The organism is Mesorhizobium sp. WSM4841 (assembly GCF_055811515.1).
In genome coordinates, this window is the sequence record NZ_JBVVQC010000029.1 from 64,216 (window position 1) to 85,901 (window position 21,686).

The window sequence follows — 21,686 nt, forward strand, 5'->3', positions numbered from 1 at the left end:
CTCAAGCGCCGTCCCGCAAACGCAGGACGCAGCTCATAAAAAGTTGTCTGCATCCCATTCATCGGTTTACCGGCGAGCGCGACAGGAAGACAGGCCGACACCAGGCGTGTCGTGCATTGGACAAGCCCTAAGACCGGTGGCGGCCGCCTTTTCAGGAACGGCCCGACAGGATTGCTGGGGAGGCAAGCTGAATTCACGCCGCGTTCAACCGTGTTCCACATTGGTCTCATCGCACCCCTTTGTCAGTTCCAAGGCCTGCCGCTCGAACAGGCGGCGGTAGATGCCGTCGCGACGGATCAGCGCGGCATGGTCGCCCTGCTCGGTGATGCAACCACGGTCGAAGACAAGCAGCCGGTCGAGTGCCCGCACCGTCGAGAGCCGGTGCGCAATGACGAGCGTGGTGCGCCCGACCATGAGCCGCTCCATCGCCTTCTGGATCAGCACCTCCGATTCCGAGTCGAGGCTTGATGTCGCCTCGTCCAGAATCAGGATCGGGGCATCGGCGAGGAAGGCGCGCGCTATCGCCACACGCTGGCGCTCGCCGCCTGAGAGCTTCACGCCGCGTTCGCCGACCAGCGTACCGTAGCCGTTCGGCAGGCGTGCAATGAAGTCATGCGCGCTGGCGAGCCGCGCCGCCTGCTCAATGTCGGACCGAGAAGCACCCGGCCGCCCATAGGCTATGTTCTCGGCCAGCGAGCGGTGGAACAGGAGGGGCTCCTGCTGTACGATCGCGATCTGCGAGCGCAGCGAACCCTGCGTCACCCGCGAAATGTCCTGCCCATCGATCAAGATTCGTCCAGCATCCAGATCGTAAAGCCGCTGGATGAGCTTGACGAAGGTGGTCTTGCCGGAGCCAGAGGGGCCGACCAGACCGACCCGCGCGCCGGCCTCAATCGAAATCGACAAGTCGCTGTAAAAGGGCGACCAATGATTGCCGTAGTGGAAGTGGACGCTCTCAAAATCGATGTGACCCTTCGAGATCCGGATCGCCTTGGCGCCCGGAACATCGGCCACGTCGGGCGGCTGGCTGTAGGTTTGGACCAGTTCCTCCATCTCATTTACAGAGCGCTGGATGTTGCGCACGTGTATGGAAACATCACGCAAGTAGCCATACAGGACGGTGAAAGACGCGAGCACCAAGGCGATGTCACCTGGGGTAGCCTGGCCGCGCGACCACAAAAATAAGGCATAGCCGATCAAAGCCGCTCTCAGCGCAAGAAGCATGATCCCCTGGAATGCAGCACTGACCGTCCCGCGCCCCCAGGTCCGGAGGGTGCGGTGCCGCCACTTGGAGATGACTTTCGCAAGGCGATGATCTTCCCGCACCTCGGCGCCAAAGCCTTTGACCACCGCGTTACAGCTGATCGCGTCCGCAAGCGAGCCGCCAAGCCTCGTATCCCAGTTGTTGGCGAGGTTTGCGGCTGGCGCCACATAGCCGAGCGACAGGATAATGATCAGCGCCACATAGCCAACCGAGCCGCAAGCGATGATCAGCCCCATCATCGGCCAATACCAGCCGAGCAGAACGCTCGCCCCCACGAGCATGATGAGCGACGGGAACAAGGCAAGAAGGATCGTGTCGTTAAGGAGGCAGAACGCCCACATGCCGCGCGTGATCTTGCGCACCGTAGAGCCGGCGAAGGTTTTCGCATGCCAATCGGTCGAAAAGCGCTGGACGCGATGGAACGCGTCGCTGGCGATGTCCGACATCATCTTCAGAATGAAGTCATTGACGGCAATGAAGGCGATGTTGCGCATGACGACGGCGCCGAGTGCGAGCGCGATCAACATTGAAAAGGCCGCAAGAGCCGCATCCCACACGACGGCGTCGGCTGCCGCTCCTTGGGCGACCGCGTTTACGAGCCGTCCGGAATAGAGCGGCGTCAGAACGTCAAGGAGCGTTGCCACCAGCACCGCGATCATAATGATCGCGAGCCGGACCGGCTGCTTGCTCCAGTGGCGCATGGTGAAGGCGAAAACGTCGCGAAAGGCGGCGCCGCGTAGATCGATGTGAAAACGCCGCGTGGCTTTGTACGAGCGCAGCAGGCCGCTCGGTCTCAAGAAACCCGAAATGGAAGGTCTGCGTGAGGACGAAAACATCGCTCGGAATGCGGGTGGCTGATCTGGACCTGACATGTTGCTTTCTTTCCTTCGTTCCATCGATCGCGATGTCACCCGCGAGATGAATATCGGCCGCGGGCATGCGCTGCCCTACGAGGAGAGAACCGCAAAAGCCGCGCCAAAGGCTCAGAAAGAAGCTCAGAAGAATTTTCTGCATATTCTACAATGACAAACGAGATCTCAGCAGGGCAACGGGGGCGTAACAGTGCCGTGTCGCGCACTCGACAAACCCGACAGGACACCTCGGTCGCGCGGGCATCCTTGGCGAACGGCCCGACAGGATTGCTCCTCACGCGAGGCGGAATCTACGCCCGCCCGATTCAACGGCGTTCCGCGTTGAACAATTCCCGCCGATGTCGGAAATGCGACATAGCAGTGTTAGAGCCATCATGTTGTTTTGAAATGATTCCCTTCTTTGGCACGGTCCATGCGTAGCTGTTCGCGAACGCGTCCGGCCTGAAGGAGAGACAGTCCATGATCAAGCGCACCGAAAACGCCGTGACCTAAAGACCGCGCTTGCCGGGGGCCGAGCCGGCGCAACGCTGGCGCACCAAGGTCGAGGCGGGTTGCCGCGCCGGCGCCAAGAAGCGCGCAGGCCGAATGTGGCGGCGGCAACTCCTTCGGCTAACCATCATCATCATCATGACAGACCGGGCGTGCGCCTTGTGTGATTGCGCTCAGGAGAAGGATCACATCCATGAGACCTGTTTATCTGGACAACAACGCAACGACACGAGTCGATCCTGAAGTCGTTCAAGCAATGCTGCCGTTTTTTATCGACCAATTCGGCAACCCTTCGTCGAGCCACGATTTTGGCGCTTCCGCCGGGGCGGCGGTGAGAAAGGCGCGCCTGCGGGTGCAAACGCTGATCGGAGCGGAGTTCGAGGACGAGATCACCTTCACCTCGGGCGGGACGGAAAGCGACAACGCCGCGATCCTCTCGGCGCTCGAGGTGATGCCTGAGCGCACAGAGATCGTGACTTCCGCAGTCGAGCATTCGGCCGTGCTGACGCTTTGCGCCCACCTTGAGAAGACGCGCGGCATCAAGGTGCATAGGATCCCGGTGGATCGCCACGGCCGGCTCGACCTCGACACTTATAAGGCCGCCCTCACCCCGCGCGTGGCGATCGTCTCGATCATGTCGGCGAACAACGAGACCGGAACGATCTTCCCGGTGGTCGAGCTTGCTGAGTTGGCCAAGGAAGTCGGCGCCCTTTTTCATACCGACGCGGTGCAAGCGGTCGGCAAGCTTGCGATCGACTTGAAATCGACGGCAATCGATATGCTGTCTCTGTCCGGTCACAAATTACACGGACCGAAAGGGGTCGGCGCACTTTATGTAAAGCGCGGCGTGCGCTTCTGTCCGCTGATCAAGGGGGGAGGCCAGGAGGGCAACCGCCGCGCCGGCACGGAGAATACGCCAGGCATCGTCGGTCTCGGCGTGGCAGCCGATCTTGCCTTGAAATTCATGGACGACGCGAACACACGGGTAAAGGCGTTGCGCGACCGCCTGGAGAAGGAACTTCTCCAGCGCATCCCACACGCCTTCGTCGCCGGCGATTTGCTAAAGCGGTTGCCGAACACCGCAAACATCGCCTTTGGAGATATCGAAGGTGAGGGCATACTGCATTTCCTTAATCGCGAGGGCATCGCCTGCTCCTCCGGCTCTGCTTGCGCCTGCGGCTCGCTGGAGCCGAGCCACGTCTTGGTGGCGATGAACATCCCTAATAGCGCGGCACACGGGGCAATCCGTTTCTCCTTTTCGCGCAACAACGGCGAGGAGGACGTCGACCGCGTGCTCGAGGTCATGCCCGGGATCGTTAAGAAGCTGCGTGAGCTTTCCCCATCTGCCAGCCAGGCGAGAGGACTTCAATCAGCTCCAGGCCTGGGCGACAAGGCAAACCCGACCACCGTTTCCGGCCCAGGAGAATGCAATGCGCAGTTGTTTCGCTGAAAGCCGCGCCATCGATGTCACCGACATCCTCGCCCGGCTGAAGAGCCTGTCGGCTGCGGAGGAGTTCTTCGCAGCCCTTGGCATCTCTTATGATCCGAAGGTGCTCAATGTCTCACGGCTGCATATCCTGAAGCGCATGGGCCAATATCTCGCTGAAGAGGATTTCGCCGGTCTTCCCGACGGGGTGATCGCCGCACGGGCGCGTGCGACGTTGGAACGCGCCTATGAGGATTTCGCGACATCCTCGCCACTCACCCAACGGGTCTTCAAGGTGCTCAAAGAGCACGATCCCGACAAACCGGCCACTCGGGACCACACCTTTGTCCCGTTCGAGTCGATCCTGAGGCGGTTCGGGACAGAATAACGCGACACGAGTGCGACGCGACAATGTCGAAAAGCCGACAAACCCGGTCATCACGACGGCACCTTCGGATGAAAACAACCCATGTCAAAGGGAACAGAGCAACGCAAAATGGTTGGCACGAATGATGCTGCGAAGGAGATGAACGCCAGGGCCGCTTGCGGATTGGAGCCGAGAAAGACGCAATGCACATTGTAATCTGTATCAAGCAGGTGCCGGACTCCGCGCAGATACGTGTCCACCCGGTGACGAACACGATCATGCGCCAGGGCGTGCCGACCATCATCAACCCTTACGACCTGTTCGCCCTCGAAGAGGCACTGAGATTGCGCGGCGCCCATGGCGGCGAGGTCACCGTGCTTACGATGGGTCCGCCGATGGCAGAAGATGCGCTGCGCAAGGCGCTCACCTATGGCGCCGACCGCGCGGTACTCTTGACCGACCGCTGTTTTGCCGGCTCCGACACGCTGGCGACCTCCTTCGCGCTTTCTCGGGCAATCGTGAGAATTGGCGAGACCTTCGGCGCGCCGGACATCGTCTTCGCCGGCAAGCAGACGATTGACGGCGATACCGCCCAGGTCGGGCCCGGCGTCGCCAAGCGCCTCGGCCTCCTGCAGTTCACCTATGTGGCGAAGATCGACTCTATCGATCTCGATGCGCGCGAGATCACCGTCAAGCGCCGTTCGGAAGGCGGTACGCAGATGCTGAAAAGCAGGCTGCCTTGCCTCATCACAATGCTGGAAGGCACCAACGAAATCCGCAGGGGCTCGCTCGACGACGCCATGCGCGCCGCGCGCAGCCAGATCGTGAAATGGAGCGCGGCCGAAGCTGGCATTGAGGACCTCAACAAATGCGGCCTGCGCGGCTCGCCGACGGTCGTCAAGCGCGTTTTCGCCCCAACCACGAGAGCGGAAAAGGCGACGCAGATCGACATGACCGACAAGACGCAGCACGACCTCGCTGACGAACTGATCGCCGCAATCTTTACCCGCCAGCCAGCGCTGGAACACGAACTCGCCTTCGACGGCGGCCAGTGACGGGACGGCAAGGAGAGATGATGTCGAACGCGAACCGCGAAGCCCCTCCTTCCGCCGGCCGTGCCGGCATCAAGAGGGAATTGCCCGAGCACTTTAGGGACTATCGGCACGTCTGGGTTTTCATCGAACTGGAACGCGGCGAGGTCCATCCCGTGTCCTTCGAACTGCTTGGCGAAGGCCGCAAGCTCGCCGACAAGCTAGGCATCCAGCTTGCGGGGATCGTGCTCGGACCGCCGGGTGAGGCCACGCAGCATGCCGTTGCCGAGGCCTTCGCTTACGGCGCCGACCTTGTCTACCTCGTCGAGGCACCGCTGCTTGCCGACTATCGCAACGAGCCTTTCACCAAGGCGATGACGGATCTGGTCAATACCCACAAACCGGAGATCCTGCTTCTCGGTGCGACCACGCTCGGCAGGGATCTCGCTGGCTCAGTAGCGACGACCTTGCTGACAGGGCTCACTGCCGACTGTACCGAACTCGATGTAGATGTCGACGGTTCGCTCGCCGCGACCCGTCCGACTTTCGGCGGTTCCTTGCTATGCACGATCTATACGCTCAACTACCGGCCGCAGATGGCCACCGTACGACCGAGGGTTATGGCCATGCCACCGCGGACGGCTAAGCCGGTCGGGCGTGTCATCCGGCACAAGCTGTCAATGACCGAGGAAGAGATCATCACAAAAGTCCTTGGCTTCAACCTCGATCGCCAATCGGCAAAGGCAAATCTCGCCTACGCCGACATCGTGGTTGCCGGGGGCCTCGGTCTCGGCTCAGCGGAGAATTTGCAGCTTGTGAAGAATCTAGCGCGGGCAATCGGCGCCGAATATGGCTGTTCGCGCCCGCTGGTTCAGAAGGGCTGGATGCCGGCCGATCGGCAGGTTGGCCAAACGGGCAAGACCATCCGGCCAAAGCTTTACATAGCGGCCGGGATTTCCGGCGCCATTCAGCATCGGGTTGGCGTGGAGGGGGCTGATTTGATCGTAGCCATCAACACCGACCCGAACGCCCCGATCTTCGACTTTGCCCACCTCGGCATCGTCACCGATGCGATCCGTTTCCTGCCGGCATTGACGGAAGCCTTCACCCGGCGGCTGTCGCCGCACAGTCACGACAAGCTTGCGAGCTAAGGGAGACGGCCATGATCGAGGAAAAATTCGACGCCATCGTCGTCGGGGCCGGTATGTCCGGAAACGCCGCCGCCTACACCATGGCAAGCCAGGGCCTGACGGTGCTGCAGTTGGAGCGCGGCGAGTATCCGGGCTCGAAGAATGTCCAGGGCGCCATCATGTACGCCGACATGTTGGAGCAAATCATTCCGGATTTCCGGAATGATGCGCCTCTCGAGCGGCATCTGATCGAGCAGCGATTCTGGGTGATGGACGACACCTCCCACACCGGGATGCAGTATCGATCGGACGATTTCAACGAGGCGAAGCCCAATCGCTACACGATCATCCGCGCCCAATTCGACAAGTGGTTTTCGCGTAAGGTGCGCCAGGCCGGCGCGACGGTTCTGTGCGAGACGACGGTGACCGAACTTGTCCGCAATGCCAGCGGCAAGGTGATCGGCGTGCGCACCGACCGGGCTGGCGGGCCGATCTACGCGGACGTGGTCGTGCTCGCAGAAGGTGTCAACGGACTGCTCGGTACACGGGCCGGCCTGCGCAAGATGCTGAAGCCAGAAAGCGTGGCGCTCGCTGTCAAGGAAATGCATTTCCTACCCGATGAGGTCATTGAGCAGCGGTTCGGCCTCCAGGGCGACGAAGGCTGCGTGATCGAAGCGGCGGGCACGATCTCCCGCAGCATGGCCGGACTTGCCTTCCTCTACACCAACAAGGAGTCGATCTCTCTCGGCATCGGCTGCCTCGTCTCCGATTTCGCCCAGACAATGGAGAGCCCTTACATCCTCCTCGACGCCTTCAAAAACCATCCTTCGATCCGGCCGCTGATCGCGGGCTCGGAAGTCAAGGAGTATTCCGCGCATCTCATTCCCGAAGGTGGCTACAAGGCAATTCCGCAGCTCTTCGGCGACGGTTGGGTCGCGGTCGGCGATGCCGCCCAACTGAACAACGCTATTCACCGCGAGGGTTCGAACCTTGCCATGACTTCCGGTCGCATCGCGGGCGAGGCAATCATTGAGATCAAGGGCCGCAACCAGCCGATGATCAGGAGGAACCTCGCCCTCTACAAGACCATGCTGGACAAGTCCTTCGTAGTCAAAGACCTGATGAAATATAAGGACATGCCGGCCCTGATACACACCAATTCCCGCAATTTCTTCATGACTTACCCGCAGTTGATGTCGCAGGCCGCGCAGAACTTCATGCGGGTCGACGGCACCCCGAAAATCGAGAAGGAAAAGGCGACCACTGCTGCCTTTATCAAGGCGCGTTCGCGCTGGGGGCTGATCAGCGATGTGGTCCGCCTGGCACTCGCGTGGCGCTGAAGGAGAAACAGGATGACGATCGCCGTGACGAAGTTACGCGTCGAGGACAAGCTTTACCAGAACCGCTATCTGGTCGATCCGGGCCGCCCGCATATCAAAGTGCAACCCCACGAGAGGCCGAGCGCGAACCTGCTCGCGCTGACACACATCTGCCCGGCTAAGTGCTATGAGTTGAACGACAAGGGCCAGGTAGAGACCACTTCCGACGGCTGCATGGAATGCGGCACCTGTCGCGTGCTGTGCGAGGCCAGCGGTGAGATCGTGTGGAATTACCCGCGCGGCGGCTTCGGCGTTCTCTTCAAGTTCGGATGACTGGCGCAAAAAGCGAGAAACGAGAGGTTCGCAATTGCGGTCAAGACGCGTCAATATTGTTCGCAATTACCGAAAAGCTGAAAATACTATGTTTCTTGAACTCAAAATACAAAAAGGGCTCGGGAGGAGCACCTTGGATAACCCTTGAGGTGTTTGCATGGCTCACATGCTTCGAGATCAGGTCGGTGAAATTGCATCTCGGAACACCCCGCCTGAACCTGCGGTCGAAGCGGTGCGCAATACGGACAGCTTGCTCAGGGGAATCTACGAGATATCGAAGGTTCTGACTGCCCCGGTCCGGCTGGAGATTACGCTTGCCAATGTCGCGAATATCCTCTCCTCGTTTGTGCAAATGCGCCATGGTGCAATCGTCGTCCTGGACGCTGAAGGACAGCCGCAGATTAGCGCAACTAGCGGCGGCACCGTGCCTCGATCAGGCGCCGGCAGCGTCGTACCCCAGGCCGTAATAGACAAAATCGTCGCTACCGGGGTGCCGATCGTCATACAAGACACAAGCACGTCTGAGCTATTTCAGGCTGATCCTCAATCGAGCAGCGATACGATCGCAACTGCCTTTATCGGTGTCCCGCTAAAGGCTGAGGAAAAGATCTTCGGGACACTGTGGATCGACCGCGTCAGGAACGCTACTACCAGGTTCGGCTACGAGGACCTACGCTTCCTGGCCATGGTCGCCAAACTGGTCGCTCGGACCATCCGTCTCCATCGCACTTTGAGCACAGCTCGTCAGCGACTTATCGAGAAGCAACCGAGACCAGAGCAGTCGCTCGACGAGGATGAGACCCATTCGGCCCGGCGTCCGCATGTCAAGATCGACGGAATCATCGGAGAAAGTCCCGCACTCAAGCAAGTGCTCGAGATCGTCTCGGTCGTGGCCAGGACCAATTCCACAGTGCTTCTGCGAGGCGAAAGCGGTACCGGCAAGGAGTTCTTTGCACAGGCCATCCATAAGCTTTCACATCGAAGGGAGAAATCCTTCGTCAAATTGAACTGCGCCGCACTGCCAGAAAGCGTTTTGGAATCGGAGCTCTTTGGCCACGAGAAGGGTGCCTTCACCGGGGCTATCCTGCAGCGCGCCGGCCGCTTCGAATTGGCGAATGGCGGAACCCTGCTGCTTGATGAAATCGGCGAGATTTCGCCTGCCTTTCAAGCCAAGCTGTTGCGCGTTCTGCAGGAAGGAGAACTGGAGCGAGTGGGCGGCACCAGGACCCTAAAGGTTGACGTGCGGCTCATATGCGCCACCAACAAGGACCTCGAGACGGCTGTCCGTAATGGAGAGTTCAGGGCCGACCTTTATTACCGGATCAATGTGGTGCCAATAGTCCTGCCTCCCCTCAGAGAACGGCCGGGCGATATTCCACGCCTTGCGAAAGCTCTCCTCGACCGATTCAACAAGGAGAACCATCGCGATCTTGCCTTCACGCCGTCGGCGCTTGACCTGATGTCGCAATGCTATTTCCCTGGCAACGTGCGTGAGTTAGAGAATTGTGTGAGACGGACGGCCACACTTGCGCGTTCAACGACGATAACTGCGTCGGATTTCGCCTGCAAGAACAGCCAGTGCCTGTCTTCTCTTCTGTGGAAAGGAGCCGGCCGTTCGCATGGCGGCGATGCCGTCGACGAGTTCGCACGTGCCAATATGATGCCGGTTGGATCGCCGCCGCCTACCATGCGAGTCGGCGCCTCACAGAATGAGGCATCGCCCGGCGAGACCTGCGACCCCCACCATCCCGTTTGCCCTGCAATGAACCCGCGTCTGACGGAACGCGACCGGCTGATTGATGCGATGGAGAAGGCCGGCTGGGTTCAGGCCAGGGCGGCTCGTGTCCTCGGTCTCACGCCGCGGCAGGTCGGCTATGCTTTGCGCCGGCATCGTATCGGAGTGAAGAAGTTCTAAACGTCGCTCATGACATCAGAACGTGGGGGCGCGGTTGCTCACGCACTGGGCGTAACTGAGACAACACGGTACCTTTCGCGTTGGTTTTGACCGTTGTCGGCGACCTGACAAAACCGTGTCGCAGGAAACGGACACAATTGGACACAAAAGCCCGACGTAAAAGCCAACACAACGGATAAAGACGCTTTTCGAGTTGGCATATCTCTTGCGCTCTGAGGTGCGATGTTCACACCACGCACGGAGCCGTTTGATGTCCGCACCGATGATTTCGCTACAGGGCCTTTCCGGCACGACAGTCTTTGATCAGTCGCCGGCGAGAGCGAAATCCGGTGGCTGCGCATCTTCATCCTGCGGCTCCTCCGCAAAGCCGCACGAGATGGACTCGGCAGTCTGGGAGAGGATCAAGGATCATCCCTGCTTTTCAGAGGAAGCGCACCACTATTTCGCGCGCATGCATGTGGCGGTCGCCCCAGCCTGCAATATTCAATGCAACTACTGCAATCGCAAATATGACTGCGCCAACGAAAGCCGGCCTGGGGTCGTCTCGGAAAGGTTGACCCCCGACCAGGCGCTGCGCAAGGTGATCGGGGTTGCCAACGAAGTGCCGCAGCTTTCCGTGCTTGGCATCGCCGGACCGGGCGATGCCTGTTACGACTGGGAGAAGACAAAGGCGACATTCCAACGGGTCGCCAAGGAAATCGCCGACATCAAGCTGTGCATCTCCACCAACGGGCTCGCGCTGCCAGACCGCGTCGCCGAGCTTGCCGAAATGAATGTCGATCACGTGACGATCACCATCAACATGGTCGACCCGCGGATCGGTGCCAAGATCTATCCGTGGATCTTCTATGACAACCGCCGTTATACCGGCGTTGAGGCAGCCACGATCCTGCACGAACGACAGATGTCGGGGCTGGAGATGCTGACGGCGCGCGGCATCCTCACCAAGATCAATTCGGTAATGATCCCCGGCGTAAACGATGAGCACCTGATCGAGGTGAATAAATGGGTCAAGGAGCGCGGCGCGTTCCTGCACAATGTCATGCCGCTGATTTCCGACCCGGCGCACGGTACGCATTACGGCCTGAACGGGCAGCGCGGCCCCAAGGCAATGGAGCTGAAGGCCCTTCAGGATCGTCTCGAAGGCGGCGCCAAGCTGATGCGCCACTGCCGACAGTGCCGGGCCGATGCTGTCGGCCTGCTCGGCGAGGATCGTGGCCAGGAATTCACGCTCGACCGGCTTCCCGACAAGGTCACCTACGACGCCAGCAAGCGCGAGACCTATCGGGCAGTGGTCGCGCGCGAGCGGGGCGACCGCATGGCGGCCAAGAGCGAGGCGCTCGGGATGGTCAAGACCGCAGGCTCCGGCAAATCGCTTCTGGTCGCGGTGGCGACCAAGGGTGGGGGCCGCATCAACGAGCATTTCGGCCATGCGAAGGAATTCCAGGTTTATGAGGCCTCGCCGAAAGGGATCAGCTTCGTCGGTCATCGCAAGGTCGAGCAGTATTGCCTCGGCGGCCGGGCCGAGGACAAGAGCCTCGACGGCGTCATCTCTACGCTCGAAGGCGTAGACATCGTGCTGTGCGCGAGAATTGGAAATTGCCCGGAGGATCGTCTCAAGGAAGGTGGGATCCGAGCAACGGATGCTTACGGGTATGACTACATCGAGACCGCGATCGGCGCGCTTTACGCCGCCGAGTTTGGGAGTGAGCCACTGGCTGCGACGGCCTGAGCCGCCTCATTCCAACCGAACCGGAGTTGAAAATGGCCTTTAAGATCATCGCTTCCCAATGTACCCAATGCGGCGCCTGCGAGTTCGAATGCCCTTCCGGCGCGATCAAGTTCAAGGGCGAGGCCTACGTGATCGATCCGAAAAAGTGCACCGAATGCGAGGGGACCTTCGAAACGCAGCAATGCGCCTCGGTATGTCCGGTGTCAAAGACTTGCGTCCCCGCCTGAACCTCCATTTCGGGTACCGACGCGGTCGGGGCGCCTGCGCCGGACCATTGATCCTTGTTGAAAAGCTGCAGCCGCAAGAAAGGAACTGCCATGAGCCTCGGACGCGAACAGGACGTCGAAATCCGTTCACCCCCGCGATTCATGCCGGGTGAGCGGGTCCGCGCCACACGCCACATAAAAAATGACGGCACCTATCCTGGCAAGGAGATCGGCGAAAACCTGGTGCGCAAAGGCGACGAGGGGTATGTGCGCGACATCGGCACCTTTCTCCAGCAGTTCTACATCTATGCGGTGGAATGGGTCGATCGCGGCACCATCGTCGGCATGCGTGCGCGTGAACTCATGAGTTTTGAGACGGCTGGGATTCTTTGCACTGCCGAAATTGGCACTGGGTTTGACAAAGGAACGGCCGGATGAGGGTAATGATCCGCAGGACCGGTGCTGGCTTGTCGGCATATATTCCCAAAAAGGATCTCGAAGAGCCGATCATCAAGGTCGACAACGAACACTTATGGGGTGGGGCTGTGACGCTGAAGAACGGCTGGCGGTTAGTCCTGCCCGACCTTCCGCGGGATACGCCTTTGCCGATTACCGTGGAAGCAAGGAAGATTTCCGGCGAGGACTGACCTTCGGGTTGACACAAAGAAAGCGGCAAAGGGATACGAGCATGAACACAATGACCTCGGGCCACCTCGTCGTCATTCGGGACAGTTTTGCCGAAAGGCAGCTTGACCTTTTGAAGAAAGCGCTCGCGGCCGATCAGGTCATTCCCTATCTCGGCCCGGGTTTGCTTGAGATCCGCTCCGCGGGACCGCCCGTACCGCATACCCCCGAGGCCGTTGCCGCAGCGCTCAACAAGCGCACGCCAGCCCCTTCGAAGATTCGCACCAACATGTGGTCGGTAGCGCAGTATATCGAACAGCGCCGGCACCGCCGGACGCTTCAAGTTTGGATGGCCGAAATATTCGCGACCCCGGTGGTGCCGACCATCTTCCATGCCTGGCTTGCAACGCTGCCGCTCTCCGTGATCGTCGACAGCTGGTACGACGGTGCCATGCGCGCAGCCCTAATACAGACCCGCCGAACGGACGTTGTCGAAATACAGGGCGTAACACGGGCGCACGAGATCGGCGACATTTGGACGAAAGCCTACGATTTGTCCGGCATATTGCTCGAATCCGCACCAGCGGCGAAGACGGTTCTCTACGCCCCCCACGGCGGTGCCAGGCCGGCCGCAAACTTCCTCGTCGCAGATTCCGACTACGTTGAAGTGCTGAGCGAAATCGACATCCAGACGCCGATCCCTGACCTGGTGAAGGAACGGCGAGCCAGCCGTGGTCTCTTCTTCCTCGGCTGCCGCTTCAACGATCAGATGCTGCGCACCTATGCCCGACAGATCATGAAGCGCTCCAGTGGCCCACATTTTGCGGCAATCGATACAGCAACGCTGACCAAGAACGAGCGTCGCTTCCTTGCAGAAAGCGCAATCACGGTCATTGACATGCCGACGGGTCAAGCCGCGGCCCGTCTCGTCGGACTGGGCGAGACATTGCATGAAGCCAAACGGGCAATCGTTTGAGCCATTCCCAGACGCCTCAACATTGCCGAAAAAGTAAAACGGGCAATTGACTTCCGGGTTTTTCAACAACTCCGAGAGGCGCTGCTGTTTCGAGCCAGCGCTGAAAAGCTTCGACGGCTATTTCATTCGAGGCTGCAGCGGATATGGCATTCGATGCTGCGGATGAACACAGCGGCGACGGGCTCGAACCAGCCGAGCAGAGCATAGTCTGGCGTCAGGGTTGTCGTGGCGAGCGGTCGCAGCTGATCGGCTTCACCTGGCGGCAAAAGCTGTGGCACGGCACGATGATCAGGGCCGGTTGGGGTCGATGCCAATCGAGCTAAGGCCAAGCGTGCTCACCGCATAGGCGGTCACCTGCCACTGCCATCCCAGAGCGTCAGGATGATCGCCTTGCGCGACAGCTTGGCGCGCTGCAGACGCGAGCGATTCGTTCAGGGCAGGCCGCTTCGCCATCAACGAGACCCGCTGCTGAATGAGTTGTAAACGCCCGCACCACGGCGCGGCGAATCCGCGCTTGTGGCGCCATGACCTTGAGTCGAGTGAGTTCGGCACTAGCAAGGCAGACTGAAGCAATCCGGTCAGCCCGGCCCATGCCGGAGAGCACGGCGACAATACCGCCAGCTACACCACGCAGCGGGACGCGATCCCGCCTGCGACTAAGCGCGAGTTGAAAAGCATACGTCGACGTCCGCCATTTCCGCATGCACCGCCTTGGATAAGGCCCCGAGGCATGATGCGGGCCTGGTTGGCTTTCGTGTCGATGCCAGCTTCGTAAGCAGCGGCTCCCGTGAGGTCGAGCAGTTCTAACGGGCGGCTTGAGTTGACGGCGCTCACGCACAGCCGTTCCAGGTGCGGCCGGTTATGCGGCCTTCCCCCTTCCCATTGGCTTGGGCAAGCTTCTGGGTGATCCTCTGCATCGCCGGTCGCAGAGAGATCCGGTTTGCAACGTTAGCACAGGCCAATATTGCGGCCGCCTCGGTATGTATGCGTCCCTCTCTTCTGTTTGGCCTGACTGAACACGCTTGCACCCGGTCGCACATGCAGTCCAACCAGGATGCGCACATCCACATCAAGCCCCATGAAGGCGAAGAAAATCCTCATACGTCGCTTGCAACCCGGCACCAAGAGACGTTTTGGCTTTCCAGCCAAGGTTACGCAAGCGCGTTACGTCCAGTAACTTGCGCGGAGTACCGTCTGGCTTCGTCGTGTCGAATACCAAATTGCCCTCCCAGCAGACCGCCGCCTTGACGAGTTCCGCCACCTCGCGAATTGTGACGTCCTCACCAACGCCAACATTAATCAGGGGCGCCGTGTCGGGGGCTGTCAGGGCGTCAAAATCCGAATCTGGCAGGCCAAGCAGGAACGCAATGGCATCGCCTACATCCGACGAATACATAAACTCTCGCCGAGGGTTTCCGGATCCCCAGACTCCCACCGAGGAGTCGCCGTTCATTTTAGCTTGATGAAAACGGCGTATCAGAGCAGGCAGAACGTGACAATTTTCGGGGTGATAATTATCGCCGGGACCATATAAGTTGGTCGGCATCAACGCGAGATAGCGCGCCTTGTACTGCCGGTTGAAAGACCAGCATGATTCGACACCTGCGATTTTTGCCAAAGCGTAGGGACGATTCGTCGCTTCAAGCGGACCGGTGAGAAGGTATTCCTCCCGTATCGGCTGCGGACAGTCGCGTGGATAGATACACGAGGAGCCAAGAAAAATCATCCGTTCGACGCCGGAAGCGTAAGCGGCATCAAAAACACTGACTTGAATCGCGAGGTTGTTATGAAGGAAATCGACAGGGGAGCTAGCGTTCGCCAGTATACCACCAACCTTTGCGGCGCACATAACGACGTAATCTGGCCGCCGCGACATGAAGAACCTGCGCGTCTCGCTCCGGTCAAATAGATCCAGTTCGTCGTGAGTACGTGTTATTATCTCATAGGATCCTAACGCCTCGAGGGCTCTCATTGTGGCGGATCCAACAAGGCCGCGATGGCCTGCCACATAGACTTTCTTCATCTTTTTGTTTTCCATTGATAACGCTCTGGGCGCTCCTTAAGAAGGCCACCATAGCACTCACAACAAGCCAGCATGGCGCCGCCGTTGTCAGCATAACTCTCGTGGACTGTGCGAATAATAACCCTGCTTCATCAGCACTGCGTCACGCTCTGCCATGCGCAAATCTTCCCGAACCATCTCCCTAACCAATTCGATGAAGGAGATTTTGGGCTCCCACCCAAGTTTTTCTTTCGCCTTGCGGGCATCGCCGAGAAGTGTCTCGACTTCTGCAGGACGAAAATAACGGGGATCTACTTTTACGATCAGAGCTCCCGTCTTTGCATCGTACCCCTCTTCGTCGACCCCTTCCCCCACCCAACGAACATCAATGCCGAGTTCAGCGGCCGCGACGGTGACGAATTCGCGCACCGAATGTTGCTCACCGCTAGCGATCACAAAGTCCTCAGGTTGCTCCTGCTGCAGCATCAACCACTGCATCTGGACGTAGTCTCGAGCGTGCCCCCAATCGCGACGCGCATTAAGGTTTCCCAAGAATAGAGTCCGCTGCATTCCAAGCTTAATCCGAGTCAAGGCGCGCGTGATTTTGCGCGTTACAAATGTTTCACCGCGCGCGGGTGACTCATGATTAAATAAAATGCCGTTACATGCATACAAATTGTAAGCTTCTCGATAATTTACGGTGATCCAGTGAGCATACAATTTGGCAACAGCGTAGGGTGATCGGGGGTAGAACGGTGTCGTCTCGGTCTGTGGCGTTTCCCGCACCAGCCCGTAGAGCTCAGACGTCGAGGCTTGGTAGTAGCGCGTATGCTCGACGAGCCCCAGGATCCGAATTGCCTCGAGGATACGCAGCGCACCCAAGGCGTCGGAGTTCGCGGTGTATTCTGGTTCTTCAAAGGAGACTGCAACGTGGCTCTGAGCTGCCAAATTGTAAATTTCGTCCGGCTGAACCAGTTGGATGACGCGCGTAAGGCTGGACGAGTCTGTCAAGTCCCCGTGGTGAAGTGTAAGATCAACGCCACTTTCATGAGGGTCATGATAGAGATGGTCTATACGGCCCGTATTAAAAAGAGACGATCGTCTCTTTATCCCATGCACAGAATAGCCCTTTTCTAAAAGCAATTCTGCGAGGTAGGAACCGTCTTGCCCCGTGACCCCGGTGATTAAAGCGACTTTTCTCTTTGACAAGCTTGAATCCTTTTGATTTTGAAGCGAACAAGAAAATGCTCGCCTGCGGCGGGATTGCGTGGCGAGAAAGGGGCGCATTGGGCAGGGCGAACGGGGCCTCTGCGCGAATGCAAGGGAGAGTTCGAGCGGGATGCCAACGCTTTCATGGAGCCGGGGAACGTTCGAAAGCGTTATCAATCAAGATCAAACGACGCGGGTCATTCAGATCGAATTCAATAATGCGCGGCACGAAGAGGCGGGCATAACGGGTGAAGGCGCTAGTCGGAGGAAAGCGAATTACAGTGTCGCATCGACCGAGGAGATACATTTCAACGAGAGCGGAAAAACCACCGTCGGTGCCCAGTGCTGCACTGTGTAAGGGGCCGGCCTGATCCGCCTGGAAGCGTTTTGGGACGGTGAAAAGTTCGGGAAATACGCCCGACAAGTAATCAACAACCTGGGCGCTGTCTGTACACAGGAACACCCTTACAGGCCTTGGATGCGGTTGCGCTTTGGCCATACGAATGGCAGTGCATACCTGCTCTAAGGCAACCTTTGGATCAGCCCAGTAAGGTGCGTGATCCATGATATCTTCGCCGTTGCCGTGGCGGACATGGACTCCAATTATGCTGTGCCCGTCAAAATGTTCCTGGTAGAGCGCTTCAATCCGATCCTCAATTTCGACCCTCGGTCTGATGCTTCGAAAGATCGTTCGCTCGGCTTGCTCATCGCAGCGCCACATCAAGCAAGCATCACACACTACCGTGTTGGCTTCACAATCATCTTGGGCCTGGAAAAGATCGTTAAGCTCGTCACGTTCTTGGAAAATCTGTTCATCCGGACGGTACACGCAGTCGATGGATGGCTTGTTCCACCACGACGGGAAGAAGGGACCAGGGAACGAGACGTGGTTGATCTGGTCATCGCAAATGACCCGTACACCACTGATCTCTTCAACTGGCTTGAAGAAAGCCGGAAAGGCATTCGCAAACGGGTTGTCAAGGTAACAAGAGCCGCGCCAATCTATTGCTAAAGCTCGTCCCGTCCGATGTGCGTAGTCCCAAGCCGACGCGAGAGACCACAGGCAATCACCGAGACCCGTGCGCCGTCGAGAAACAACGAACCGATCCATCCTTGAGCCATCAACAAGCATCTAAATTGCCTCTTTCCAGAACACCACAAGCCTCAGCTTTGCTGCTGCCTTTGAGGCAAGCGCCTGCGCAATTCGGGGAAGCTTGTCGTGCTGCGCCAATGCGATGTAGCTTGCGTCTATCGCGGAAGTGCCTGGCCCCGATGGACGCGCGCCTGGGCTGGTCTTCGGCGCAGGCCAGAAAATGCTCTTCGGAGCCAACACAAACATCAACCACTTTCCCTGGCTTACATCCTTGAATTCTTTCTATGCAACGTGACGTAACATCGGTAAAATCGTCTGTTTCGATGAAACGCATCCACGCCATGGATAGCTAGTGACATGGGTTCCAGGGCGTTGACCTGAACACTCTCGTTGTGCTCGACGCACTGCTAACCCCAGCGAAACCTTACGGCGGCAGCACGCAGCATCGACCCAAGTCAGCCGGCCATGAGCGCGGCTGCGACGACGATCCCGATGATCTCCTCCGTGTGCGGGCAAGAAGATTGAGCTCCGACTGGTCGCAAGACGTTTCGTCTGTAGTGCACCGCTCTGCTGAAAGCGGATATTTGCCGAACGGTTTAAGGACCGGGGTTGTCGCGGAGAGATCCCGCCGGACCGTTCACCACTTGGGCTGGTGCGCGGCGGCAGGCCGGCTGCGAGCATTGCCAAGCGGCTGGCCGAAGCATAATCGGCTGGTCTAGATGTTTGATCCCAGGCTTTGATGGTTCATCGTTGTCGTCCAAAAGGATGCACTATGGGCCAGGTTCTGCATGAGAGCGCCACAACGACAGAGGCGATCCGTCGAGCGATACAACATAGTGAAGCGAGCCTGAGGCCGCCTTCGAAGCGCTATGTATCAACCCCAAGACGGTCGCGAAGTGGAGAAGCGGAGTTCGACCGCCGATCTGCCCAACGGCCCCAGGGAGCCGAGATCGACAGTTCTGTCTGCCGAGGAAGAGGACCGTTATTGTCGGCTTCCGCCGCAACACGCTGCTGCCGCTCGACGATTGCCTCTACGCGTTGCAGCCGACGATCCCGCATCTGACGCGCTCTTCATTGCACCGCTGTCTGCAGCGCAAGCATCGGCCGATTGCCAGATGTCGAGGGCGACAGGCCGGCGAAGAAGAGGTTCAAGGCCTATCCGATCGGCTTCTTCCACATTGATATAGCGGAGGTCCGAACCGAACAGGGCAAGCTAAACATCAAGGCCTTTGTACCGCGGCACCGCCTGTCGCGATCCTTCGCGCCCCCTCTGTCCCGCCGGCACCAAAGGAGACCGTCGCGGCGCCGCTGTTGTTAGATCACATTCAATTCCCTGAACGCCCGCCCTTCGGCAACGCGGCTGTACCCAAACGCCGAGCAATCCACCGTGCGGTAGCCGCCATGGACGATCAGCTCGGCAAGCGCCTTGCCTACCGCCGGCGCCTGCTGCAGGCCGTGGCCGGAAAAACCGTTGGCGAAGACGAAATTCTTGACCTGCGGATGCGGGCCGATCACTGCGTTCTGGTCGAGCGTGTTGTAGTCATAATGCCCGGCCCAGGCGCGTGTCGGCTTGATCGCCTCGAAGGCGGGAATGCGGGTCGCCAGCACCGGCCAGATCACCTCTTCGAACAGCGGCCAGTCCGGCTCGAAATCAGCGGGATCGGCCGGACCGTCGCCCTCTTCCGGCTCGGCGCCGCCGGTGATGTAGACCGAGCCTTCCGGCCGGACATAGATGCCTGAGGGATCGACCAGCAACGGCATGTCGGCATATTTCTCGCGCGCCTCGAAGATGAAGACGTTGCGCTTGCGCGGTTCCACCGGCAGCGCCAGTCCGGCCATTGCGGAAACCTTGCCGGCATTCGGCCCGGCGGCGTTGACGACGATGCCGGCTTCGAGCTGCTCGCCATTGTCGAGGCTCACGCTGGTGACCCGGTCGCCCTGCCGCACGATGCCGGTGACATCGGCCGTGATGAAATCGATCGTCTTCTCGCGCAGGGCCTTGCGAAACAGCATCAGCATCGCATGCGCGTCGAACCAGCCCTCGCCGCTGCGGCCATAGGCGCCGGCGGTGATGCCCTCCGCCGACAGCCAAGGAAACCGGCGGACGAGCGCCTCCGCATCCTCAAGCACGATATCGGCGCCCTCGGCCATCTGCGCCTCGTGGTTGGCATTCAGGATCGGCAGCCCGTTCTCGCTGGCGAGAATGAGAAAGCCGCCCTCGCGAAAACCGATGTCGGCGTCCGCGCCGAATTCTTCCTTCAGCCGCCGGAACAGTTTCAGCGTGAACTGCGACAGGCGGATGTTCTGCGGGATCGAGAATTGCTGGCGAATGGAGGCGCAAGACAGCGTCGTTGCCGCATGGGAAAATTGCGGATCACGCTCGACCAGCGCGATCGAACCCGAGAATCCTTCCTCGCGCAGATAGTAGGCGATCGAAGAGCCGACGATGGCTCCCCCGATAATAACGATGTCGTAACGCACTTTTTTGTCCGCCTTTCCGGTAACCGCCCGTGTCAATCACACAGCCGTCAGCATGATGTCGAAGCGCGTGCCGCGGCCAGGCGCGACTCTAGCGAGTTGAAAAGGGTTGCCGTATGCGCTTGATCCAGCCGCGCTCACGCAGCTGCCGGTCCTGCTTCACGCAGCAAGTCGTCGGCTCTGTCCGTCTTCTCCCAGGTGAATTCAGGCTCTTCGCGACTGCCCGGTGAGAGCCAGAACGACGGCGCAACTTCGACCATCAAAGCCGATGGCATCGTCCGTAGCCAATATCGAGTATCGTATCGCGGCCGACTTGGCTGTAGTCGATCTGCGCGTGGGTGGTACCCTCGTCCTGCTGGCTATGTCATTTCGCGCTCTTCGCAAATGCTGTTCGGCGGCGGAACATAAAACGACACCAGATTTCTGCCGCCACTGAACTCGAAAGTCGTGGTGAGCGTACCATTGACAGCGATTTGCGGTCGCAAAGATTCCATGAATTTCTTTGAAGAATCTGTTGCAACGCTAAACAAGAACGCAACGAGATTGGCGAGAGGCTGTGACCTGAGCCCCGACTTCCCTCCAGCGGTTGGAGAGTCCCGGGTTTTGTTTCTGGCCTTATGCGGCCGGCTTTTCCAGCCTGATTTTCATTACGAACTCGACCGGCGGGATGTTGCCGAGGGCTGAGTGAGGGCTGTGGTTGTTGTAATCCTCCTTCCAGTTGGTGATGGCGGAACGGGCCTCAGCAAGTGACGAGAACAGCGTCTCGTTCAGGAGCTCATCGCGAAAGCGACCGTTGAAGCTCTCGACAAAGGCGTTTTGCGTGGGCTTGCCGGGGCGATGTAGTGCCATTCGATGCCGGTTTTCTGGCACCATTTGAGCACGGCCATGCTGGTCAGTTCGGTGCCATTGTCGCTGACGATGGCGTTCGGTCGGCCGCGACGCGCGATGATCGCGTCGAGTTCGCGAACCACGCGCCGGCCGGAGATCGAGGTGTCCGGAATCGCGGCCAGACATTCGCGTGTCACGTCGTCGACGATGTTGAGCACACGGAAGCGCCGGCCGCAGGCGAACTGGTCATGGACGAAATCCAGCGACCAGCGCGCATTCGGCTTTGCCTCGACCAGGATCGGCGCCCGCGTGCCGATTGCTCGCCGTCTTGCCCGGCGCTTGCGCGCCATCGGTCCGATTCTCGAAACCGTCACTCTGCAAGAATGGCGAAC

At 59.3% G+C, this 21,686-nt stretch carries 18 protein-coding genes and 3 pseudogenes; 15 read left to right on the top strand and 6 right to left on the bottom strand.

The window, feature by feature from the left end; translation table 11 throughout:
• Positions 1-204: 204 nt before the first annotated feature.
• Positions 205-2,100, bottom strand: a complete 1,896-nt coding sequence (locus AC0L14_RS26740) for an ABC transporter ATP-binding protein (RefSeq protein WP_473751306.1) — start codon at positions 2,098-2,100, stop codon at positions 205-207.
• Positions 2,101-2,134: 34 nt separating this feature from the next.
• Here AC0L14_RS26740 and AC0L14_RS26745 point away from each other — a divergent pair, with 34 nt between their 5' ends.
• From AC0L14_RS26745 to AC0L14_RS26805, 13 genes are all read left to right on the top strand, one after another.
• Positions 2,135-2,290, top strand: coding sequence for a hypothetical protein (locus tag AC0L14_RS26745; protein ID WP_154674715.1), 156 nt, complete (start codon positions 2,135-2,137; stop codon positions 2,288-2,290).
• A 528-nt stretch (positions 2,291-2,818) separates the two neighbouring features.
• The gene (gene nifS, locus AC0L14_RS26750; protein WP_473751292.1) at positions 2,819-4,075 is read left to right on the top strand and encodes a cysteine desulfurase NifS; all 1,257 of its coding nucleotides are present in this window, start codon (positions 2,819-2,821) and stop codon (positions 4,073-4,075) included.
• Positions 4,056-4,439, top strand: a complete 384-nt coding sequence (gene nifW / locus AC0L14_RS26755; RefSeq protein WP_006333852.1) for a nitrogenase stabilizing/protective protein NifW — start codon at positions 4,056-4,058, stop codon at positions 4,437-4,439. Before nifS ends, nifW begins: the two co-directional genes overlap by 20 nt.
• A gap of 182 nt (positions 4,440-4,621) precedes the next feature.
• Complete coding sequence (locus AC0L14_RS26760) at positions 4,622-5,473, top strand: electron transfer flavoprotein subunit beta/FixA family protein (RefSeq protein WP_473751293.1); 852 nt, start codon at positions 4,622-4,624, stop codon at positions 5,471-5,473.
• A gap of 20 nt (positions 5,474-5,493) precedes the next feature.
• A complete protein-coding gene (locus tag AC0L14_RS26765) occupies positions 5,494-6,600 on the top strand; it encodes an electron transfer flavoprotein subunit alpha/FixB family protein (protein ID WP_473528496.1) in 1,107 nt (368 codons plus the stop codon).
• Positions 6,601-6,611: 11 nt separating this feature from the next.
• Positions 6,612-7,919: an FAD-dependent oxidoreductase gene (locus AC0L14_RS26770; RefSeq protein ID WP_473751294.1), complete on the top strand. Its 1,308-nt coding sequence runs from the start codon at positions 6,612-6,614 to the stop codon at positions 7,917-7,919.
• Between the two features lie 12 nt (positions 7,920-7,931).
• Positions 7,932-8,231, top strand: coding sequence for a ferredoxin family protein (locus tag AC0L14_RS26775; RefSeq protein WP_473528498.1), 300 nt, complete (start codon positions 7,932-7,934; stop codon positions 8,229-8,231).
• A 157-nt stretch (positions 8,232-8,388) separates the two neighbouring features.
• Complete coding sequence (nifA, locus tag AC0L14_RS26780) at positions 8,389-10,146, top strand: nif-specific transcriptional activator NifA (protein WP_473751295.1); 1,758 nt, start codon at positions 8,389-8,391, stop codon at positions 10,144-10,146.
• 250 nt (positions 10,147-10,396) lie between these two features.
• Positions 10,397-11,878, top strand: a complete 1,482-nt coding sequence (nifB, locus tag AC0L14_RS26785) for a nitrogenase cofactor biosynthesis protein NifB (protein WP_473528500.1) — start codon at positions 10,397-10,399, stop codon at positions 11,876-11,878.
• Between the two features lie 32 nt (positions 11,879-11,910).
• Entirely contained in the window at positions 11,911-12,105 is a 195-nt protein-coding gene (locus AC0L14_RS26790) for a 4Fe-4S binding protein (protein WP_473528501.1), read from the top strand.
• 90 nt (positions 12,106-12,195) lie between these two features.
• Entirely contained in the window at positions 12,196-12,522 is a 327-nt protein-coding gene (locus AC0L14_RS26795) for a nitrogen fixation protein NifZ (protein WP_473751296.1), read from the top strand.
• The gene (gene nifT, locus AC0L14_RS26800; RefSeq protein ID WP_473751297.1) at positions 12,519-12,731 is read left to right on the top strand and encodes a putative nitrogen fixation protein NifT; all 213 of its coding nucleotides are present in this window, start codon (positions 12,519-12,521) and stop codon (positions 12,729-12,731) included. Before AC0L14_RS26795 ends, nifT begins: the two co-directional genes overlap by 4 nt.
• A 41-nt stretch (positions 12,732-12,772) precedes the next feature.
• Entirely contained in the window at positions 12,773-13,684 is a 912-nt protein-coding gene (locus AC0L14_RS26805; protein ID WP_473751298.1) for an SIR2 family protein, read from the top strand.
• A gap of 1,069 nt (positions 13,685-14,753) precedes the next feature.
• Here AC0L14_RS26805 and AC0L14_RS26810 read toward each other — a convergent pair.
• The 3 genes from AC0L14_RS26810 to AC0L14_RS26820 form a co-directional block, all read right to left on the bottom strand.
• The gene (locus AC0L14_RS26810) at positions 14,754-15,722 is read right to left on the bottom strand and encodes a GDP-L-fucose synthase family protein (protein WP_473751299.1); all 969 of its coding nucleotides are present in this window, start codon (positions 15,720-15,722) and stop codon (positions 14,754-14,756) included.
• A 72-nt stretch (positions 15,723-15,794) separates the two neighbouring features.
• Positions 15,795-16,895, bottom strand: coding sequence for a GDP-mannose 4,6-dehydratase (gmd, locus tag AC0L14_RS26815; RefSeq protein WP_473528506.1), 1,101 nt, complete (start codon positions 16,893-16,895; stop codon positions 15,795-15,797).
• 142 nt (positions 16,896-17,037) lie between these two features.
• A complete protein-coding gene (locus AC0L14_RS26820) occupies positions 17,038-18,027 on the bottom strand; it encodes a nodulation protein NodZ (RefSeq protein ID WP_473751300.1) in 990 nt (329 codons plus the stop codon).
• Between the two features lie 338 nt (positions 18,028-18,365).
• Here AC0L14_RS26820 and AC0L14_RS26825 point away from each other — a divergent pair.
• Positions 18,366-18,465 (top strand): annotated as a pseudogene (locus AC0L14_RS26825) (LysR family transcriptional regulator); the annotation flags it as partial.
• A 295-nt stretch (positions 18,466-18,760) separates the two neighbouring features.
• Positions 18,761-19,228 (top strand): annotated as a pseudogene (locus AC0L14_RS26830) (transposase family protein); the annotation flags it as partial.
• Positions 19,229-19,302: 74 nt separating this feature from the next.
• On the opposite strand, the gene AC0L14_RS26835 reads toward AC0L14_RS26830, so the two are convergent.
• A complete protein-coding gene (locus AC0L14_RS26835) occupies positions 19,303-20,469 on the bottom strand; it encodes an NAD(P)/FAD-dependent oxidoreductase (protein WP_473751301.1) in 1,167 nt (388 codons plus the stop codon).
• A 612-nt stretch (positions 20,470-21,081) separates the two neighbouring features.
• Positions 21,082-21,650: pseudogene (locus AC0L14_RS26840) on the bottom strand (IS3 family transposase); the annotation flags it as partial.
• Between the last annotated feature and the right edge of the window lie 36 nt (positions 21,651-21,686).

Bases quoted from the DNA above. Each gene is read 5' to 3' on its own strand.
- AC0L14_RS26740 (WP_473751306.1), bottom strand. From the start codon at position 2,100: ATGTTTTCGTCCTCACGCAGACCTTCCATTTCGGGTTTCTTGAGACCG.
- nifA (WP_473751295.1), top strand. From the start codon at position 8,389: ATGGCTCACATGCTTCGAGATCAGGTCGGTGAAATTGCATCTCGGAAC.
- AC0L14_RS26820 (WP_473751300.1), bottom strand. From the start codon at position 18,027: ATGCTTGTTGATGGCTCAAGGATGGATCGGTTCGTTGTTTCTCGACGG.
- nifB (WP_473528500.1), top strand. From the start codon at position 10,397: ATGTCCGCACCGATGATTTCGCTACAGGGCCTTTCCGGCACGACAGTC.
- AC0L14_RS26790 (WP_473528501.1), top strand. From the start codon at position 11,911: ATGGCCTTTAAGATCATCGCTTCCCAATGTACCCAATGCGGCGCCTGC.
- AC0L14_RS26760 (WP_473751293.1), top strand. From the start codon at position 4,622: ATGCACATTGTAATCTGTATCAAGCAGGTGCCGGACTCCGCGCAGATA.
- AC0L14_RS26805 (WP_473751298.1), top strand. From the start codon at position 12,773: ATGAACACAATGACCTCGGGCCACCTCGTCGTCATTCGGGACAGTTTT.
- AC0L14_RS26745 (WP_154674715.1), top strand. From the start codon at position 2,135: ATGTTGCTTTCTTTCCTTCGTTCCATCGATCGCGATGTCACCCGCGAG.
- AC0L14_RS26775 (WP_473528498.1), top strand. From the start codon at position 7,932: ATGACGATCGCCGTGACGAAGTTACGCGTCGAGGACAAGCTTTACCAG.
- nifW (WP_006333852.1), top strand. From the start codon at position 4,056: ATGCGCAGTTGTTTCGCTGAAAGCCGCGCCATCGATGTCACCGACATC.
- nifS (WP_473751292.1), top strand. From the start codon at position 2,819: ATGAGACCTGTTTATCTGGACAACAACGCAACGACACGAGTCGATCCT.
- AC0L14_RS26770 (WP_473751294.1), top strand. From the start codon at position 6,612: ATGATCGAGGAAAAATTCGACGCCATCGTCGTCGGGGCCGGTATGTCC.
- AC0L14_RS26795 (WP_473751296.1), top strand. From the start codon at position 12,196: ATGAGCCTCGGACGCGAACAGGACGTCGAAATCCGTTCACCCCCGCGA.
- nifT (WP_473751297.1), top strand. From the start codon at position 12,519: ATGAGGGTAATGATCCGCAGGACCGGTGCTGGCTTGTCGGCATATATT.
- AC0L14_RS26765 (WP_473528496.1), top strand. From the start codon at position 5,494: ATGTCGAACGCGAACCGCGAAGCCCCTCCTTCCGCCGGCCGTGCCGGC.
- AC0L14_RS26810 (WP_473751299.1), bottom strand. From the start codon at position 15,722: ATGGAAAACAAAAAGATGAAGAAAGTCTATGTGGCAGGCCATCGCGGC.